Source organism: Streptomyces sp. f51 (assembly GCF_037940415.1).
Classification (GTDB): Bacteria; Actinomycetota; Actinomycetes; order Streptomycetales; family Streptomycetaceae; genus Streptomyces.
Genome location: NZ_CP149798.1, coordinates 1601479 through 1619446 on the forward strand (window position 1 = coordinate 1601479; position 17968 = coordinate 1619446).

Sequence of the window (17968 nt, forward strand, 5' to 3'; positions counted from 1 at the left end):
ATGCCAGGCTCATGACACTTCATGGTCAAGTCAAGGGTGCCTCGCGGACGGACGGATGCCGGTGCCGTTGCCCAAGTGGGCTTCGACACCGGCATGGTGACTTTCCGTCAGATGATCCCGCACGTCGTTCACGGTGCCCCGCGGGTCCGGGTCAGCCCGCGAGGTTGTCCGCCATCTCCTCGGACAGGCTCGACTCCGTCCCGGGGATCCCGAGGTCCTGCGCCCGCTTGTCGGCCATCGCCAGCAGCCGGCGGATACGCCCCGCGACGGCGTCCTTGGTCAGCGGCGGGTCGGCGAGCGCGCCCAGCTCCTCCAGGGATGCCTGCTTGTGCTCCATGCGCAGCCGTCCGGCGGCGGCCAGGTGCTCCGGCACCTCGTCCGCGAGGATCTCCAGGGCGCGCTGGACGCGGGCCCCGGCGGCGACGGCGGCACGCGCCGATCTGCGCAGGTTGGCGTCGTCGAAGTTGGCGAGCCGGTTCGCCGTGGCACGGACCTCACGGCGCATCCGCCGCTCCTCCCAGGCCAGCACCGACTCGTGGGCGCCGAGACGGGTCAGCAGCGCGCCGATCGCGTCGCCGTCGCGCACGACCACCCGGTCCACACCACGCACCTCGCGGGCCTTCGCCGCGATCGAGAGCCTGCGGGCGGCACCGACCAGCGCGAGCGCGGCCTCCGGGCCCGGGCAGGTCACCTCCAGGGACGAGGAGCGGCCGGGCTCGGTGAGCGAGCCGTGGGCCAGGAAGGCCCCGCGCCAGGCCGCCTCGGCGTCGCAGGTGGCCCCCGAGACCACCTGCGGCGGCAGTCCCCGGATCGGGCGTCCCCGCCCGTCCACGAGGCCGGTCTGGCGGGCCAGCTGGTCACCGCCCGCGACCACGCGCACCACATAGCGCGAACCGCGCCGCAGTCCGCCGGGCGCCATCACGATCAGTTCGGAACTGTGGCCGAAGATCTCCAGAATGTCCCGCTTCAGCCGGCGCGCCGCCATCGCCGTGTCCAGCTCCGCCTCGATCACAATCCGGCCGCTCACGAGGTGAAGGCCGCCGGCGAACCGCAGGATGGCCGAGACCTCCGCCTTCCTGCAACAGGTCCGGGTGACGGGGAGCCGGGAAATCTCGTCCTTCACCGCTGCCGTCATCGCCATGGGCCGATCCTTCCATGCATCCGAAAAATACGGTCGTACGCGGCGGCCAACAGCTCCGGATCGTGCCGCGGAGATCCGTCGGTCCTGGCCACCGGCGCCAGCTCGACCGCGGCACCGAACCGCAGGGCGGCTTCGGCGAGAGATTCGCGGTCGGGCACGGCAGCCTCGTCGGCCAGCACCACGTCCAGGGCGAGTTTAGGGGCGTGTCGTCCCAAAACCTCCAAATGACGCTGCGGGGAGAAGCCTTCGGTTTCTCCGGGCTGCGGTGCGAGGTTCAGGGAGAGTACCCGGCGCGCCCTGGTCTGGCTGAGGGCGTCCAGCAGTTCGGGCACCAGAAGGTGCGGAATGACCGAGGAGAACCAGGATCCGGGGCCGAGAACCACCCAGTCCGCGTCGAGGACCGCGGCCACGGCCTCGGGCACGGCCGGCGGATCGTGCGGTACGACGTGCACCGACTGGACCTCGCCCGGGGTGAGCGCCACGTTCGCCTGGCCGCGGACGGTGGCGATCTCCTCGGGCCGCTCGGGGTCGTGCCCCTTGACCAGGGCCTGGAGCTCCAGGGGCACGGCGGACATGGGCAGCACCCGGCCGTGCGCGCCGAGCAGCTTGCCGACCAGGTCGAGCGCCTGCACATGGTCGCCGAGCTGTTCCCACAGGGCGACGATCAGCAGATTGCCGACCGCGTGTTCGTGCAGGTCGCCCTTGGACTGGAAGCGGTGCTGGATGACGCGGGCCCAGGTCTGGCCCCAGTCGTCGTCGCCGCACAGCGCCGCCAGCGCCTTGCGCAGGTCACCGGGCGGCAGGACGCCCAGCTCGTCGCGCAGGCGCCCGCTGGAGCCGCCGTCGTCGGCCACGGTGACGACGGCGGTGAGGTCGCCGGTGATCCGGCGCAGCGCGGCGAGCGAGGCGGACAGCCCCATGCCGCCGCCGAGGGCGACGACCTTGGGCTGCGCGCCGCGGCGGCGCGGTCTGGCGCCGCGCGCCGCGGCCGGCTGGACCCGGTCCCCGGGGATCTCCCGGCGCAGCCGGCCCAGCCGCAGGGTGGTACGTCCGGTCACTCGCGCCCCATGTCCCGGTGGACGAGCACGGTCTCCACGCCCTGGGAGGCGAGGCGGGCGGCGAGCTTCTCGGCGGTCGCGACCGAGCGGTGCTTGCCGCCGGTGCAGCCCACCGCGATGGTCACGTAGCGCTTGCCCTCACGCCGGTAGCCGGCGGCGATGAGCTGGAGCAGCTCGGAGTAGCGGTCGAGGAACTCCTTGGCCCCGGGCTGGTTGAAGACGTACGCCGAGACCTCCTCGTTCAGACCGGTGAAGGGGCGCAGCTCCGGAACCCAGTGCGGGTTGGGCAGGAAGCGCATGTCCACGACCAGGTCGGCGTCGACCGGCAGGCCGTACTTGAACCCGAAGGACATGACGGTGGCCCGCAGCTCGGGCTCCTCCTCGCCCGCGAACTGGGCGTCCATCTTGGCGCGCAGTTCGTGCACGTTCAGGCTGGAGGTGTCGATGACGAGGTCGGCGTCGCCGCGCAGCTCGCGCAGCAGCTCGCGTTCGGCGTCGATCCCGTCCACGATGCGGCCGTCGCCCTGGAGGGGGTGCGGTCTGCGCACCGACTCGAAGCGCCGCACCAGGGCCTCGTCGGAGGACTCCAGGAAGACGATCCGCCGGGTGACGTTGCGGGACTCCAGGTCGGCGAGGGATTCACGGAGGTTGTCGAAGAACCGGCGGCCGCGTACGTCGACGACGACGGCGATCCGCGCCACGTTGCCCTGGGAGCGGGCGCCGAGCTCCACCATGGTGGGGATCAGGGCGGGCGGCAGGTTGTCGACGACGAACCAGCCGAGGTCCTCCAGACATTTGGCGGCCGTGGACCGGCCGGCTCCGGACATGCCGGAGATGATCACCAGCTCGGGGATGACGGCGTCCGGGGCTCCCGCCCCGGCCGTCTCGATGCCCGTACCCACCTGTGCTCCGTCTTCCCTCGGCGTTTCACGTTCCGCGTGATTCTCGCCTGCCTGGCCGTGTGTCTCCTCGCCCTGTGCCGGGCGTTCCTGTTCACGCGCGTCGTTCTCGGTCATGTCTCCTGCCCCCGTCGCTCGTCCGAGGCGCCCGCGGTCACGGGCTCCTCCACGGGGCCCGCCGTCGTCCCGGGCGCCGCGTGTTCGTCGTCTTCCATGATCTCTCCGGTGGCCGTGTTCACGGCGGGTGCCGCGGGGGCCGCCTGGGCGAGTGCGACGGCGATGGTCTCCGCCGTCTTGCGTCCCACGCCGGGAACCTCGCAGATCTGGTCGATCGTCGCGGACCGGAGCTTCTTCACGGAGCCGAAGTGTTTGATCAGTGCCTGTTTGCGGGACTCGCCCAGGCCCGGTACGTCGTCCAGGGGGCCCGACCGGAAGCGCTTGGCCCGCTTGGCCCGCTGGTAGGTGATCGCGAAGCGGTGGGCCTCGTCCCGCACCCGCTGGAGCAGATACAGGCCCTCGCTGCTGCGCGGCAGGACGACGGGGTCGTTCTCGCCGGGCAGCCACACCTCCTCCAGGCGCTTGGCGAGTCCGCACACGGCGATGTCGTCGATGCCGAGTTCGTCCAGGGCCCGCTGCGCGGCGGCGACCTGCGGCTGCCCGCCGTCGACGACGACGAGCTGCGGCGGGTAGGCGAAACGCTTGGGGCGGCCGTCGTCCTCGGCGAAGGCGTTCAGCGCGAGGGGGGCCGCCGAGCCGTCGCTGTCCGTCCCATCGGTCCCGGCGGTCCCGGCGGTCCCGGCGGTCCCGGCGGTCCCGGCGGTCCCGGCGGGCGAGGCGGGAGGAGCCAGGGTCTCCGCGATGCCCGCGGCGGCGTCCTCTCCGTCCGTCCACTCCCCCGTCCGCTCCTTCTCCACGAGATAGCGCCGGAAGCGCCGGGTGATCACCTCGTGCATGGAGCGGACGTCGTCCTGGCCGGCGAAGCCCTTGATCTGGAAGCGGCGGTACTCGCTCTTGCGCTGGAGCCCGTCCTCGAAGACGACCATCGAGGCCACCACGTCGTCGCCCTGGAGGTGCGAGATGTCGTAGCACTCGATCCGCAGGGGGGCGCTGTCCAGGCCGAGGGCCTCGGAGATCTCCTCCAGGGCGCGCGAGCGCGTGGTCAGGTCGGAGGCGCGCCGGGTCTTGTGCAGGGCGAGCGCCTGAAGGGCGTTGCGCTGCACGGTCTCCATGAGGGCCTTCTTGTCGCCCCGCTGCGGTATGCGCAGCGACACGTTCGAGCCGCGGCGGGCGGTGAGCCACTCCTGAACCGGTTCCACCGGGTCGGGCAGCGCCGGGACGAGCACCTCCTTGGGGACCGAGTCACCGGTCTCCTCGCCGTAGAGCTGCTGGAGCGCGTGCTCGACGAGGTCGCCCGTGGTGACCGCCTCCACCTTGTCCGTGACCCAGCCGCGCTGGCCGCGCACCCGTCCGCCGCGCACGTGGAAGATCTGCACCGCGGCCTCCAGCTCGTCCTCGGCGAGGGCGATGAGGTCGGCGTCGGTCGCGTCCGCGAGGACGACCGCGTTCTTCTCCATGGCCTTCTTCAGGGCCTCGATGTCGTCGCGCAGCCGGGCCGCGCGCTCGTACTCCATCTCCTCGGCGGCTTCGGCCATCTGCTGTTCCTGACGGCGGATGTACGTCCCCGTGCGGCCCGCCATGAAGTCGCAGAACTCCTCGGCCAGCTCGCGGTGCTCCTCGGGCGAGACCCGGCCGACGCAAGGGGCGGAGCACTTGCCGATGTAGCCGAGGAGACAGGGCCGGCCGGTGCGGGAGGCGTTCTTGAAGACTCCGGCGGAGCAGGTGCGGACCGGGAAGACGCGCAGGAGCAGGTCGACGGTGTCGCGGATGGCCCACGCGTGTCCGTAGGGACCGAAGTAGCGAACGCCCTTCTTCTTGGCGCCGCGCATCACCTGGACCCGCGGGAACTCCTCGTTCATCGTCACGGCGAGATGGGGGTAGCTCTTGTCGTCGCGGTACTTGACGTTGAAACGGGGGTCGTACTCCTTGATCCAGGAGTACTCCAGCTGAAGGGCCTCGACCTCCGTGGACACGACCGTCCACTCCACCGACGCGGCCGTGGTGACCATCGTGCGGGTGCGGGGGTGGAGATTCGCCAGGTCCTGGAAGTAGCTCGCCAGGCGCTGACGCAGGCTTTTCGCCTTTCCGACGTAGATCACCCGGCGGTGCTCGTCGCGGAATCGGTACACCCCCGGGGAGTCCGGGATCTGTCCCGGCTTGGGGCGGTAGCTGGAGGGGTCGGCCATGTCACACACCCTACTGGCGCGGGCCGACACCGCGGTCGGCTCCCGGATCGCCTGTGGAAAACCTCGCGGTCTCGGCAAAGGCGCTCGCGCGGGGCTCGGGGTGGCGGCAGGGGGCCCACGGCCAGACCCGCGTGTGTCGGCAGGGGGCCTGCGGCCAGACCCGCGGTGCGCAGGGGGCCCGCGGCCAGACCCACGGTGTCGCCGAGGGCCTGCGCCAGGCCCTCGGCGTAGGCGAAGGCGACCGCGTCGGGCCCGCGGTGTCAGTCCCGACGCCTGCGCAGGGCCCGCGAGACGCTCAGGACGAGTGCGACGAGGGCTCCCACGCCGGCCGCCGCGGACGCCACGACCACGAAGGGGTCCGCCGGGCCGGCGTCGCGGGTCCGGACCCGGCCGCCCTCACGACCCGGCCCGCCCTGTCCGCCCTTCACGCCCTGTCCGCCCTTCGCGCCCTGTCCGCCGGCCTGTCCGCCCTTTCCGTCCCGCCCGCGGTCGTCCCCGTGCTCGGCGCGTGCCGCCGGGGATGCGCCGGATCCGGCCACCCGGGGCCGCTCGTACCGGACCGTCGTGCCGAACGGCGCGGAGGGAGATCCGGGGGCTCCGCCCGCGTGGACGGCCGTACCCGCGTGGCCGGCCGCGCGCCCGAGGGCCGCCGTCGCCGGTGCGGTGCCCAGTGCGGCCAGGACGACAACGAGTGCGACAACTCGTCGGGTGCGGCGCATCGTGTGTGCTCCCGAGTGGGGTCGAGGAAGGACGGAGCGCGTCCGGGGGGCTGCGGTGAGCCATGTTGAGCATCAGGTGTTGTCGGGGCTTGGTCAACACGCTTCAATGCGGGGGAACTCGGGGCGTGAACGGCGAAACCCGCGCGTGTACAGCCCCCGCGCGCCCACAGGGCTGCGCCGATGAACCGCTCTCCGACGGTCTGACCAGCCGTTGTGAACATCCACAGAAAGGCCCCTGCATGCGGACCGGCATACAGCACGCGGACGTCGCCACGGCGGAACTGGAAACGGCCCTGCGGGGCGGCCCCTTCCATGTCGCACTGCGCGCAGCGATCACCGCCCGTGGGCTGCCGTTGCAGCGCGTCCAGCACCATCTCTCCCGACACGGCGTCAAAGTCGGTGTGACGAGCCTGAGTTACTGGCAGCAGGGCGCCCGCCGTCCCCAGCGCCCCGAGTCCCTGCGGGCCGTCCGCGCGCTGGAGGAGATACTCCAGCTGCCCGACGAGTCCCTGATCAGGCTGCTCGCCGAGGCCGAGGAACGCCCGGATCCGGAGCGTCCCACGGGCCGTTCCTACCGCGCTCTCATGGAGGCCTCCGGAGTCCTGGAGCGGCTGCTCACCGAACTGGAGTCCCCTCTCGACGGCGGACTGCACACACTCGGCCATCACGAACGCGTGCACATAGGCGCCCGTCGCGAACTGCTGGGCCGCGAGTCGCACCACATAGTGCGCGCCCACAGGGACGGGGTGGACCGCTATGTGGCCATCCATCACGGCGACCCCGGATGCGCACCGGAACGGACGACGGTCCGTGCCCTGGAGAACTGCCGTACGGGGCGGGTGCGCTGGCACGGCGACACCGGTGTGCTCGTCGCCGAGCTGCTCTTCGACACCCGGCTGCGGGCGGGCGAGACCTTCCTCTTCCGCTACGCCTTCGAGGACGGCACGGCCGGGGCGTCCAGCGAGTACGTCCGCGGGTTCGGTTTCGCGGGCGGACAGTACGCGCTCCAGGTGCACTTCGCCGAGAACGCGCTCCCCGTACGCTGCCACCGCTTCACCCAGCACTCGGCCGCCGCACCGCGCAGCGGCCGCCAGGAGCTGGCGCTGAGCGGCCGGCACCGCTCGGTGCACCTGGTCGAGCCGCGGGTGCGGTCGGGGATCGTCGGGATCGGCTGGGACTGGGAGTGACCTCACGCCCTGGTGCGGTCCGCGGTCCCGGCCGGTGACCGCACCGGGCTCACGCTCCCGGTCCGGCGACGATCTTCCCGTTCTTCTCCTCGACCGGCAGGGGGTGCAGCGGCACGGTGGCGGGCGCCCGCAGCACCTTGCCGGTCCCGGCGTCGAACTCGCTGCCGTGACAGGGGCACACGAGGGTCGTGCCCTGGAGCTTGTTGATGGCGCACCCGGCGTGGGTGCAGATCGAGCTGAACGCCTTGAGCGAACCGTCCTCGGCGCGGCTGACCACGACGTTGTGGTCCTGGTACAGCTGAGCACCTCCCTTGGAGACCTCGCCGGTCGCGCCGAGGGCGACGGGGGCGGTCGGCGTGGCGGGGGTTCCGCCACCGCTGCCGCCGCCGGAGCACGCGGCGAGGCCGAGCCCGGCGACCGGGGTGATCGCCGCTCCCCGCAGGACGGTACGACGGCTCGCGGACGGTCGGCCGGACATGGCATCTCCACTGGTCGAGGGCGCGGGCGGACACTCCGCCGGCAGCGACGGGGCTGAGCACGGCGAGGCGCCGCGCACCGACGATACCGGCACAGATCACCCCGTCCGTCACGGGGCGGGTCCGCGCGGCCGGGCCGGGCGCCCTCGGGCGTAAACGCTTGCGCAAACGCGTGCGTAAGCGTTTACGCCTGCCGTCGACTGCGATACGTTCGCCCGGGAACGACGTTCTCCAGGGCCGAGAACGACGACGTGCTCCCGGGCGTCCCGGACCGAGAACGGCATGCTCCCGAGCCCGCGATCGTCGTCTTCGAGGCCGGCGAGCGACGCATTCCAGGGAGGGAGCGCCATGGTGACGATGGCCGATGTGGCCCGACGGGCGGGCGTGTCCGCCGCGACGGTCTCCCACGTCATCAACGGCACCCGTCCGGTCCTGCCCGGGACACGGCAGGCCGTCCTCGACGCGATCGACGAGCTGGGCTACACGCCCAACACCCTCGCCCGCTCGCTCGTCACCTCCCGTACGCGGTCCATCGGACTCGCGGTGTCGGCGATCGCCAACCCCTACTTCACGGAGATCCTCCAGGGCGTGGAGGCCGTAGCCCTGGAACACGGCTACGGCCTGCTGATCGCCGATCCGCACGACGAGCCCGGGCACGAGCGCACGGTCGCGCAGCTGCTGCACGAACGGCGCGTCGACGGAATGATCATCGCCCCTTCACCGAGTCCCGACGCGCTCCTGCGCTATCTGGCACAGCACGAGGTACCGACCGTCTTCCTGGACCGGCTCGTGGACGCGCCCGCCGCGACCGGCTTCCGTCATGACCAGGTCTGCGCCGAGAACACGGCCCCCATGGCGAGCCTGGTGACTCATCTCGCCGAGCGCGGACACCGGCGTATCGGACTGGTCGCGGGCCGGCCCGGGCTGAGCACCACGGCGGAGCGGATCACCGGCTACCGGCATGGCCTCGCGCACGCCGGACTCCCCTACGACGAACGGCTCGTGGTGCACGGCGACTCCCGGACGGAGGCGGCGGAGGAGGCCACCCACCGGCTGCTGTCGCTCGGGGCACCGCCGGACGCGCTCGTCACCGCCAACAACGCCATGACCGTCGGCGCGCTGCGGGCCCTGCGCGACCGGGACCTGTCCGTCCCCGACGACCTGGCGCTGTGCTGCTTCGACGACTTCTCCTGGGCGGACCTGTTCACCCCGCGGCTCACCGTGATCGCCCAGCCGAGCAAGGAGATCGGTGCCACGGCCGTCCGGCTGCTGCTGGAACGACTGGCGTCCCCGCACCGGGAGAGCCGCACCGTCCGGCTCGCCTCCGCGTTCGTCCACCGCACCTCGTGCGGCTGCCCCGCCGCCGTGCGCGCCGGGGGCACCGAGTCAGAGACACCGAGGAAAGGACCCGAGTCGTGATCGTCGTCGCCGGTGAGGCCCTGATCGATCTGGTGCCGCAGGGCTCCGGCGCCTTGGCGGGACTGCTGCCTCGCCGGGGCGGCGGCCCGTACAACACGGCGGTGGCGCTCGGCCGCCTCGGCTCTCCCACCGCCTTCTGCTCGCGCGTCTCCCGGGACGCGTTCGGCGAGGCTCTGCTGGAGGGGCTGGTGGAGGCCGGTGTCGACGTGTCGTCCGTGCGGCGTGGCGGTGAACCGACGACGCTGGCCGTCGCCACGATCGGGACGGACGGCTCGGCCGCGTACTCCTTCTACGTCGAGGGCACAGCGGACCGTCTCTTCACGACCCCGGACCGGCTCCCCGACGAGACGCGGGCGGTGTCCTTCGGCACCTGTTCCCTCGTCCTGGAACCGGGAGCGAGCGCGTACGAGGAGCTGATGCGGACCGCCGCCGCGCGGGGCGTCTTCACGACGCTCGACCCGAACATCCGCGCCGGTCTGATCCCCGATCCGGACGCCTACCGGGCCCGGTTCAAGAGCTGGCTGCCGTCGGTGTCCCTGCTCAAGCTGTCCGAGGAGGACGCCCGGTGGCTCGGCGGCACCCCGCTGGAATGGCTGGCCGCCGGTCCCTCGGCGGTGGTGATCACCCGGGGCGGCGACGGTCTCACCGCCTTCACCAGGGACGGCTCGATGCACTCCGTGCCCGGTGAGCCGGTGGACGTGGTGGACACGATCGGCGCGGGTGACACCGTGAACGCGGCGCTGCTGCACGGCTTGGCCGTCCGGAACGCCCTGTCACCTTCCGCGGTGGCGGAACTCGGCGCCCGGGGCTGGACCGAGCTTCTGGGGTTCGCGGCCCGCGCGGCGGCCGTCACCTGCTCCCGCGCCGGAGCCGAACCGCCGTACGCCCACGAACTCGGCGACCTGTAGGAACCACTCCGGACGGGCGCCCCCTGGCCCGAAGCATGACGTGCGGGGCCGCCGACCTCTCAACGGACGGCGCCCCGCGGGAAGTTCCCACGGGGCGCCACCTTCGAGACAAGGCCGGTCCGACACACCGGACGGGTCGGGTCGGACCGCCGGAACCGGTCGGACTGTACGACCGGTCCGACGCGTCGGAACCGGTCGGGTCAGGCCTTCCGGGCCCGCGTGGTCTTCTTCGCGGGCGTCACCTTCTTGGCCGCCGCTGTCGTGGCGGTCTTCTTCGCGGCCGTCTTCTTCGTGGCGGCCGCCTTCTTGGTCGCCGTGCCGTCGACGGTCTTCGTGGCCGTCTTCCGTGCCGTCGTCCCCGCGGCGACCGTCTTCCTGGCGGCCGTCTTGCGGGGGGCCTTCACGGGAGCGGCGTCGCTGATCCGGTCGGCGCCGAGGATCTCGCGCAGGAACTTGCCGGTGTGGCTGGCCGGAACGCCCGCGACCTCCTCGGGGGTGCCCTCGGCGATCACGAGACCGCCGCCGTTGCCGCCCTCGGGGCCCATGTCGATGACCCAGTCCGCGGTCTTGATGACATCGAGGTTGTGCTCGATGACGATGACCGTGTTGCCCTTGTCGACGAGACCGGACAGGACCGTGATGAGCTTGCTGATGTCCTCGAAGTGCAGACCGGTGGTCGGCTCGTCCAGGACGTACACGGTGCGGCCGGTGGAGCGCTTCTGGAGCTCGCTGGCGAGCTTGACGCGCTGCGCCTCACCGCCGGACAGCGTCGGCGCGGACTGTCCGAGCCTGACGTAGCCGAGGCCGACGTCGTTCAGTGTCCTGAGGTGCCGGGCGATCGCCGGAACCGCCTCGAAGAAGTCCAGCGCCTCCTCGATGGGCATGTCCAGGACCTCGGAGATGGACTTGCCCTTGTAGTGGACCTCCAGCGTCTCCCGGTTGTAGCGCGCCCCGTGGCAGACCTCGCAGGGGACGTACACGTCCGGCAGGAAGTTCATCTCGATCTTGATGGTGCCGTCGCCCGAGCAGTTCTCGCAGCGCCCGCCCTTGACGTTGAAGGAGAAGCGGCCGGGCAGATAGCCCCGCACCTTCGCCTCGGTGGTCTCGGCGAACAGCTTGCGGACGTGGTCGAAGACTCCGGTGTACGTCGCCGGGTTGGAGCGGGGCGTACGGCCGATGGGCGACTGGTCGACGTGCACGACCTTGTCGACGAGGTCGTCCCCGTCCACGCGCGTGTGGCGTCCCGGCACGTTCCTCGCGCCGTTCAGCTCGCGGGCCAGGTGCGTGTACAGGATGTCGTTGACCAGAGTGGACTTGCCGGAGCCCGACACGCCGGTCACGGCGGTGAGGACGCCCAGCGGGAAGGACACGTCGATGTCCCGGAGATTGTTCTCCCGGGCGCCGTGCACGGTGAGCACGCGACCGGGGTCGGAGGGACGCCGGATGTCCGGGGTCGGGATCTGCCGCTTGCGTGACAGGTACTGCCCGGTCATCGACTCGGTGTTGGCGAGGAGCTCCTTCAGGGGACCGCTGTGCACGACCTTGCCGCCGTGCTCGCCCGCGCCGGGACCGATGTCGACGACCCAGTCGGCGACCTTGATCGTGTCCTCGTCGTGCTCGACGACGATGAGCGTGTTGCCCATGTCCCGCAGGCGGACGAGGGTCTCGATCAGCCGGTGGTTGTCCCGCTGGTGCAGACCGATGGAGGGCTCGTCCAGGACGTACAGGACGCCGACGAGTCCGGAGCCGATCTGGGTGGCCAGGCGGATGCGCTGCGCCTCGCCGCCGGAGAGCGTGCCGGCCGCGCGGTTCAGCGACAGATAGTCGAGGCCCACGTCGACCAGGAAGCGCAGCCGTTCGTTGACCTCCTTCAGCACGCGCTCGGCGATCTTCTTGTCGCGCGCGTTGAGCTTCAGCTCCCCGAGGAAGTCCGCGCAGTCGCTGATGGACATGGCGGCGACCTCGGCGATGGACTTCTCCATGACCGTGACGGCGAGGACCAGCGGCTTCAGGCGCGTGCCCTGGCAGGTGGGGCAGGGCACCTCGCGCATGTAGCCCTCGAAGCGCTCGCGGCTGGCGTCGCTCTCGGACTCGCTGTGGCGCCGCTTGACGAAGGGGACGGCCCCCTCGAAGGGCGTGGTGTACACGCGCTCGCGTCCGTACCGGTTGCGGTAACGGACCTCGATCTGCGTCTTGTGGCCATAAAGGAGGGCCTTCTTCGCGCGCTGCGGCAGTCCGGCGAAGGGGATGTCGGTCCGGAAGCCCAGCGCGTCCGCCAGCGCGCCGATCAGCCGGCCGAAGTAGTCCTTGGTGTGGCCGTGCGACCAGGCGTGGATGGCGCCCTCGTCCAGGGACTTGTCCTCGTCCGGGACGATCAGCTCGGGGTCGACCTCCATGCGCGTGCCGATGCCGGTGCACTCGGGGCAGGCGCCGAACGGCGAGTTGAAGGAGAAGGAGCGGGGCTCCAGTTCCTCGAAGGACAGATCGTCGTACGGGCAGTACAGGTGCTCCGAGTACATGCGCTCGCGCTCGGGGTCGTCCTCGGGGAGGTCGACGAAGTCGAGCACGACCATGCCGCCGGCCAGGCCGAGGGCGGTCTCCACGGAGTCGGTGAGACGGCGCTTGGCGGAGTCCTTCACCGTGAGACGGTCGATGACCACCTCGATGGTGTGCTTCTCCTGCTTCTTCAGCGTCGGCGGCTCGCTGAGCTGGATGGTCTCGCCGTCGACCCGGGCACGGCTGTACCCCTTGGTCTGGAGGTCGGCGAAGAGGTCGACGAACTCGCCCTTGCGCTCGCGCACCAGGGGCGAGAGGACCTGGAAGCGGCTTCCCTCGGGAAGCTCCAGCACCTTGTCGACGATGGCCTGGGGCGACTGACGCGAGATGGGACGGCGGCACTCGGGGCAGTGCGGCTTGCCGATGCGCGCGAAGAGCAGCCGCAGATAGTCGTAGACCTCGGTGATGGTGCCGACCGTCGAGCGCGGGTTGCGCGAGGTCGACTTCTGGTCGATGGAGACGGCCGGGGAGAGACCTTCGATGAAGTCCACGTCCGGCTTGTCCATCTGGCCGAGGAACTGCCGGGCGTACGAGGAGAGGGACTCCACGTAGCGCCGCTGGCCCTCGGCGAAGATCGTGTCGAAGGCGAGGGAGGACTTGCCCGACCCCGACAGGCCCGTGAACACGATGAGCGAGTCGCGCGGGAGGTCGAGCGAGACATTCTTCAGGTTGTGCTCGCGCGCTCCACGGACGATGAGACGGTCGGCCACGCCGGTCCGCACCTTTCTTGAGAGAAGTGACAGGGGCCGCGGGCCCCCGTCATCTCAGACTAGGGCGAGCCACTGACAGCGCCGGTTGCTTTCGCTCGTTCACAACAATCCCGGGCCCTCCAGCATGCCCGACGCCACCATCGAGCCTATAGCACGTGCATTCGATTTAAGGGCCGGGCCGTCCAGCTTCACCCGAACGTGTGGCGGGGCTAGGGTCGACCTCATGATGGATCATGTGCGCGACCTGGCGTCTGTACGTGACGCTACGGAACGACTGCTCACCGCGGTCGCCGAACTGGACAACGCCGCCGCGGCCGAGCCGTCACGGCTTCCCGGGTGGAGCCGCGGTCATGTGCTCGCCCACCTGTCCCGCAACGCGGACGCCCTGGTGAACGTTCTGGAGGGGCGCCCCATGTACGCCTCCGCGAGCGCCCGGGACGCCGACATCGAGCGGGACGCGCCGCGCCCGCTGGACGTACAGCTGGCGGACCTGAGGAAGAGCGCGGCCCACTTCGCGGACACGGGAGCCGCTCCCGCGGACTGGTCCCGCACGGTGGAGCTGCGCAACGGGGTCACCGACTCCGCGGCCCGGGTGCCGTTCCGGCGCTGGGTCGAGGTCGACCTGCACCACGTCGACCTGGGAATCGGCTACGAGCTGGAGCACCTGCCGGAGGAGTTCGTGGCCCGGGAGATCGACTTCCTCGCGGAGCGGTTCGCGGGACACAAGGACGTGCCCGCCACGACCCTGGACGCCGGCGACGGCCGGACGCGGAGCACAGGCGGCGGCGCCGAGGGCGGACCGGTCGAGGTCCGGGGCCCTGCGGCCGATCTGCTCGGCTGGCTCTGCGGCCGCCGCGACGGCACGGCTCTGACGGTCCGCGGCGGCCCTCTTCCGGCCCTGCCTCCGCTATAGGCTGCCGTCATGACGTACAGCGGAGCAGTGACGGTCGGCGGCCCGGCCGATGTGCACGAGTTGCAGGACCTGATGATCTCCAAGGTCGCGGTCGGCCCCATGGACAACAACGCGTATCTGCTGCGCTGCCGGGCCACCGACGAGCAGCTCCTGATCGACGCGGCGAACGAGGCATCGACGCTGCTCACCCTGATCGGCGACGACGGCATCGCGTCCGTCGTGACCACCCATCAGCACGGCGACCACTGGCAGGCGCTCGCCGAGGTCGTGGCCGCCACGGGCGCGCGCACCTACGCGGGCAGGGAGGATGCCGAGGGCATCCCGGTGCCGACCGACGTCCCCCTCCGGGACGGCGACACGGTCCGTGTGGGGAACGTCGAACTCACCGCGCGCCACCTGGTCGGACACACCCCGGGCTCGATCGCCCTCGTCTACGACGACCCGCACGGTCACCCGCACGTGTTCACCGGAGACTGCCTCTTCCCCGGCGGCGTGGGCAACACGCGCAAGGACCCGGAGGCCTTCGCGCGGCTCATCCACGACGTCGAGACGAGGATCTTCGACGTACTGCCGGACGAGACCTGGGTCTACCCCGGCCACGGCGACGACACGACGCTGGGCGCCGAGCGCCCGCATCTGCCGGAGTGGCGAGCCCGGGGCTGGTGACCGGTCGACCCGAGCGGGGCCGTCCTTCCCAGGACGGCCCCGCTTTCCCGTTTCTCCGTCACGGCGCGGCGACTTCCGCGGAACGACGTTCTGCGTCACGGCGCCGCGACTTCCACGCAACGACGTTCTCCGTCACGGCGCCGCGACTTCCACGCAACGACGTGCTCTTGACCGGTGTTCACGGGGTCCGTGCCGGGCGGCCGCGCAGCGGGAGTTCACGCGACTGCAACACCTGTTCCCAGCATGCGGACAAATAGCGCTGTGACCTGGACAAACAGCTGCTTCGCTGCCACTCTCCCGCCATGTACCGACCCCAACGCGCCCTGCGCCCCGCCGTGTCCGCCTGCACCGTGGCCCTGCTCGCCCTCGCCGTGGGCTGTGCCCCGCAGCCCACGAGCACGGCGTCCGGCAAGGCCTCCGGGAACACCGCCGAGAGCTGCGCCAAGGGCTCGTTGAGCACCCGGACCTCAGGCAAACTCACCGTCGCCACCGACGAGCCGGCGTACGAACCGTGGTTCAAGGACGACAAGCCCGCCAACGGCAAGGGCTTCGAGTCGGCGGTGACGTACGCCGTGGCGCGGCAGCTCGGCTACGCCGACGGCGACGTCGTCTGGCAGAGCGTGCCCTTCAACAAGGCCTTCGCCCCCGGCGCCAAGACCTTCGACTTCGACATCAACCAGGTGTCGATCAGCGCCGAACGCAAGAAGGCCGTCGACTTCTCGTCCGGCTACTACGACGTGCGCCAGGCGGTCATCGCGCTGAAGAACTCCAAGGCGGCGAAGGCGACGAGCCTCGCGGACCTCAGGAAGCTGAAGCTGGGCGCGCAGGTCGGCACCACCAGCCTCAACTACATCGACGACGTGGTGAAGCCGACCCGGGAACCGGCCGCGTACGCAAAGAACGACCAGGCCAAGTCCGCCCTGAAGAACGGCCAGGTCGACGCCATCGTCACCGATCTGCCGACCGCCTTCTACATCACAGCCGCCGAGGTGACCGACGCGAGGATCGTCGGACAGTTCGAGAACAGGGGCGGCACGCCGGAGCAGTTCGGGCTCGTCCTCGACAAGGGCAGCGCGCTGACCTCGTGCGTGACCAGGGCCGTGGACGCGCTGCGCGCGGACGGCACGCTCGCGAAGATCGAGAAGCAGTGGCTGTCCGAGGCCGTCGACGCCCCGGTGCTCAAGTGACGGCGACGAAGGAGCCGTCGGGAGAGGACTCCTCCGAGGGAGAGATGCCCTCGCAGGGCGCGCCCGGCGGGGACGTGCTCGAAGCGGAGACGTCCAAGGACGACGCACCAGGACGGGAACTGCCCCGCAGCCGGGCGGCCGAACGGGACCTGCCCGGTGGAACGGCGCCCGCGCCGGTCGCGGAGTACGTCCCGTCGCGGCGGCGGATCGAGCGCGAGCGCCACAAGCGCGGCCGGGCCCGCCGTTCGGCCGCCGTGGCCGCGCTCTCCACGTTGGCCACGGCCGTCGTGCTCTACCTCGTCGTGGTGAACGCGCCGGGCTGGCCGCGCACGAAGGAGACGTTCTTCGACGCCTCGTTCGCGCGCGAGGCCCTCCCCAAGGTCCTCGACGGACTCTGGCTGAACCTCCGACTGTTCGTGGTGTGCGGCGTCGTGGTGCTCGTGCTGGGCACCCTGACGGCCGTGGCCCGCACCCTGAAGGGGCCGGTGTACTGGCCCGTCCGCGCCCTCGCCACCGCGTACACCGACTTCTTCCGCGGGCTGCCGCTGATCATCTGTCTCTCGATCGTCGTGTTCGGCGTACCCGCGCTCCAGTTGCAGGGCGTCACCACCGACCCCGTCCTGCTCGGCGGCGCGGGTCTGGTGCTGACGTATTCGGCGTACGTCGCCGAGGTCGTCCGCGCCGGCATCGAGTCCGTGCATCCCTCGCAGCGGGCCGCGGCACGCTCCCTGGGCCTGACCGCCCGGCAGACCCTTCGCCATGTGGTGCTGCCCCAGGCGGTCCGCCGTCAGGTCCCGCCGCTCCTGAACGACATGGTGTCCCTCCAGAAGGACACCAGCCTCGTCTCGATCGGCGGCGCTGTGGAGGCGATGCGTTCCGCGGACATCATCGTCGGCCGCAGCCTCAACTACACGGCCTACGTCGTCGCGGCGCTGCTGTTCGTGGCCCTGACCATTCCGATGACACGCTTCACGGACTGGGTCACCGCCCGTATGGACCGCCGCCGCGGCCAGGGAGGGATCGTATGAGCAAGGCACCCGTACCCGACGGCCCGCTGCTGCGGATGGAGTCCGTCCGCAAGACCTTCGGCGACTCGGTCGTCCTGCGGGACGTCGATCTGGAGGTCGCCCCGCACACGGTCACCACGCTGATCGGCGCGTCCGGCTCAGGCAAGTCCACACTGCTGCGCTGCGCCAACCTCCTGGAGGAGGTGGACGACGGAGCGATCTGGCTGGACGGCGAGGAGATCACCGACCCGCGGACCGACCAGGACGCGGTGCGCCGGCGCATCGGCGTCGTCTTCCAGGCCTACAACCTGTTCCCGCACATGACCGTCCTGGAGAACATCACCCTCGCCCCGCGCCGCGTGCACAAAGTGAGCCGTGCCGACGCCGAGGCACACGCGCGTGAGCTGCTCGAACGGCTCGGGCTCGGCGCCAAGGCGGGCGAGTACCCGGACCGGTTGAGCGGTGGCCAGCAGCAACGGGCCGCGATCGTCCGCGCCCTGGCCGTGCGCCCGAGGCTGCTCCTCCTCGACGAGATCACCGCGGCCCTGGACCCCGAGCTCGTGGGCGAGGTCCTGGACGTCGTGCGCGATCTGAAGGGGGACGGCATGACCATGGTGCTGGCCACCCACGAGATGGGCTTCGCGCGCGAGGTCTCGGACCAGGTCTGCTTCCTGGAGGACGGGGTGATCCTGGAGCGCGGCACGCCCGAGCAGGTCCTCGGCGACCCGCAACAGGAGCGCACGCGGCGCTTCCTGAGACGGATCGTGGAGGCGGGACGCCTCTGACGGCGGGCGGACACGCGCGGCCGGCCGTCCGCGG

At 71.2% G+C, this 17968-nt stretch carries 15 protein-coding genes; 8 read left to right on the forward strand and 7 right to left on the reverse strand.

Annotated elements, in window-relative coordinates:
• Positions 1–151: 151 nt before the first annotated feature.
• From whiA to WJM95_RS07200, 5 genes are all read right to left on the reverse strand, one after another.
• Complete coding sequence (whiA, locus tag WJM95_RS07180) at positions 152–1141, reverse strand: DNA-binding protein WhiA (RefSeq protein ID WP_037624822.1); 990 nt, start codon at positions 1139–1141, stop codon at positions 152–154.
• Positions 1132–2199, reverse strand: coding sequence for a uridine diphosphate-N-acetylglucosamine-binding protein YvcK (gene yvcK, locus WJM95_RS07185; RefSeq protein WP_339128680.1), 1068 nt, complete (start codon positions 2197–2199; stop codon positions 1132–1134). The genes whiA and yvcK overlap by 10 nt, the downstream gene beginning before the upstream one ends.
• Complete coding sequence (gene rapZ / locus WJM95_RS07190) at positions 2196–3215, reverse strand: RNase adapter RapZ (protein WP_339128681.1); 1020 nt, start codon at positions 3213–3215, stop codon at positions 2196–2198. The genes yvcK and rapZ overlap by 4 nt, the downstream gene beginning before the upstream one ends.
• Positions 3212–5401, reverse strand: coding sequence for an excinuclease ABC subunit UvrC (gene uvrC, locus WJM95_RS07195; RefSeq protein WP_339128683.1), 2190 nt, complete (start codon positions 5399–5401; stop codon positions 3212–3214). The genes rapZ and uvrC overlap by 4 nt, the downstream gene beginning before the upstream one ends.
• Positions 5402–5661: 260 nt before the next feature.
• Positions 5662–6120: a hypothetical protein gene (locus tag WJM95_RS07200; RefSeq protein ID WP_339128685.1), complete on the reverse strand. Its 459-nt coding sequence runs from the start codon at positions 6118–6120 to the stop codon at positions 5662–5664.
• A 239-nt stretch (positions 6121–6359) separates the two neighbouring features.
• On the opposite strand from WJM95_RS07200, the gene WJM95_RS07205 reads away from it, so the two are divergent.
• Positions 6360–7307, forward strand: coding sequence for a hypothetical protein (locus WJM95_RS07205; RefSeq protein ID WP_339128686.1), 948 nt, complete (start codon positions 6360–6362; stop codon positions 7305–7307).
• Positions 7308–7356: 49 nt separating this feature from the next.
• On the opposite strand, the gene WJM95_RS07210 is transcribed toward WJM95_RS07205, so the two are convergent.
• Positions 7357–7785 carry a Rieske (2Fe-2S) protein gene (locus WJM95_RS07210; RefSeq protein WP_339128687.1) on the reverse strand — a complete coding sequence of 143 codons (429 nt, stop codon included), beginning with the start codon at positions 7783–7785 and terminating at the stop codon, positions 7357–7359.
• A gap of 346 nt (positions 7786–8131) precedes the next feature.
• Between WJM95_RS07210 and WJM95_RS07215 the strand changes: the two genes are divergently transcribed.
• Both WJM95_RS07215 and WJM95_RS07220 read left to right on the forward strand, forming a co-directional pair.
• Positions 8132–9202, forward strand: coding sequence for a LacI family DNA-binding transcriptional regulator (locus WJM95_RS07215; protein WP_339128688.1), 1071 nt, complete (start codon positions 8132–8134; stop codon positions 9200–9202).
• Positions 9199–10110 (forward strand): carbohydrate kinase, encoded by a 912-nt coding sequence (locus tag WJM95_RS07220; protein WP_339128690.1) that lies wholly within the window; start codon positions 9199–9201, stop codon positions 10108–10110. Before WJM95_RS07215 ends, WJM95_RS07220 begins: the two co-directional genes overlap by 4 nt.
• 200 nt (positions 10111–10310) lie before the next feature.
• Here WJM95_RS07220 and uvrA read toward each other — a convergent pair whose 3' ends face one another.
• Positions 10311–13376 (reverse strand): excinuclease ABC subunit UvrA, encoded by a 3066-nt coding sequence (gene uvrA / locus WJM95_RS07225; protein WP_339128691.1) that lies wholly within the window; start codon positions 13374–13376, stop codon positions 10311–10313.
• A 223-nt stretch (positions 13377–13599) separates the two neighbouring features.
• On the opposite strand from uvrA, the gene WJM95_RS07230 reads away from it, so the two are divergent.
• From WJM95_RS07230 to WJM95_RS07250, 5 genes are all read left to right on the forward strand, one after another.
• Positions 13600–14289, forward strand: a complete 690-nt coding sequence (locus WJM95_RS07230; protein ID WP_339128693.1) for a maleylpyruvate isomerase family mycothiol-dependent enzyme — start codon at positions 13600–13602, stop codon at positions 14287–14289.
• Between the two features lie 9 nt (positions 14290–14298).
• Positions 14299–14955 carry an MBL fold metallo-hydrolase gene (locus WJM95_RS07235; RefSeq protein WP_339128695.1) on the forward strand — a complete coding sequence of 219 codons (657 nt, stop codon included), beginning with the start codon at positions 14299–14301 and terminating at the stop codon, positions 14953–14955.
• A gap of 302 nt (positions 14956–15257) precedes the next feature.
• Complete coding sequence (locus WJM95_RS07240) at positions 15258–16142, forward strand: ABC transporter substrate-binding protein (protein WP_339128697.1); 885 nt, start codon at positions 15258–15260, stop codon at positions 16140–16142.
• Complete coding sequence (locus WJM95_RS07245; protein ID WP_339128698.1) at positions 16139–17170, forward strand: amino acid ABC transporter permease; 1032 nt, start codon at positions 16139–16141, stop codon at positions 17168–17170. Before WJM95_RS07240 ends, WJM95_RS07245 begins: the two co-directional genes overlap by 4 nt.
• Entirely contained in the window at positions 17167–17934 is a 768-nt protein-coding gene (locus WJM95_RS07250) for an amino acid ABC transporter ATP-binding protein (RefSeq protein WP_339128700.1), read from the forward strand. The genes WJM95_RS07245 and WJM95_RS07250 overlap by 4 nt, the downstream gene beginning before the upstream one ends.
• The last annotated feature ends 34 nt before the right edge of the window (positions 17935–17968 follow it).

Excerpts from the sequence above, each read along its gene's own strand:
- WJM95_RS07210 (WP_339128687.1), bottom strand. The coding sequence starts at position 7,785 with ATGTCCGGCCGACCGTCCGCGAGCCGTCGTACCGTCCTGCGGGGAGCG.
- WJM95_RS07230 (WP_339128693.1), top strand. The coding sequence starts at position 13,600 with ATGATGGATCATGTGCGCGACCTGGCGTCTGTACGTGACGCTACGGAA.
- WJM95_RS07250 (WP_339128700.1), top strand. The coding sequence starts at position 17,167 with ATGAGCAAGGCACCCGTACCCGACGGCCCGCTGCTGCGGATGGAGTCC.
- WJM95_RS07215 (WP_339128688.1), top strand. The coding sequence starts at position 8,132 with ATGGTGACGATGGCCGATGTGGCCCGACGGGCGGGCGTGTCCGCCGCG.
- WJM95_RS07205 (WP_339128686.1), top strand. The coding sequence starts at position 6,360 with ATGCGGACCGGCATACAGCACGCGGACGTCGCCACGGCGGAACTGGAA.
- WJM95_RS07235 (WP_339128695.1), top strand. The coding sequence starts at position 14,299 with ATGACGTACAGCGGAGCAGTGACGGTCGGCGGCCCGGCCGATGTGCAC.
- rapZ (WP_339128681.1), bottom strand. The coding sequence starts at position 3,215 with ATGACCGAGAACGACGCGCGTGAACAGGAACGCCCGGCACAGGGCGAG.
- WJM95_RS07200 (WP_339128685.1), bottom strand. The coding sequence starts at position 6,120 with ATGCGCCGCACCCGACGAGTTGTCGCACTCGTTGTCGTCCTGGCCGCA.
- whiA (WP_037624822.1), bottom strand. The coding sequence starts at position 1,141 with ATGGCGATGACGGCAGCGGTGAAGGACGAGATTTCCCGGCTCCCCGTC.
- uvrC (WP_339128683.1), bottom strand. The coding sequence starts at position 5,401 with ATGGCCGACCCCTCCAGCTACCGCCCCAAGCCGGGACAGATCCCGGAC.
- WJM95_RS07240 (WP_339128697.1), top strand. The coding sequence starts at position 15,258 with ATGTACCGACCCCAACGCGCCCTGCGCCCCGCCGTGTCCGCCTGCACC.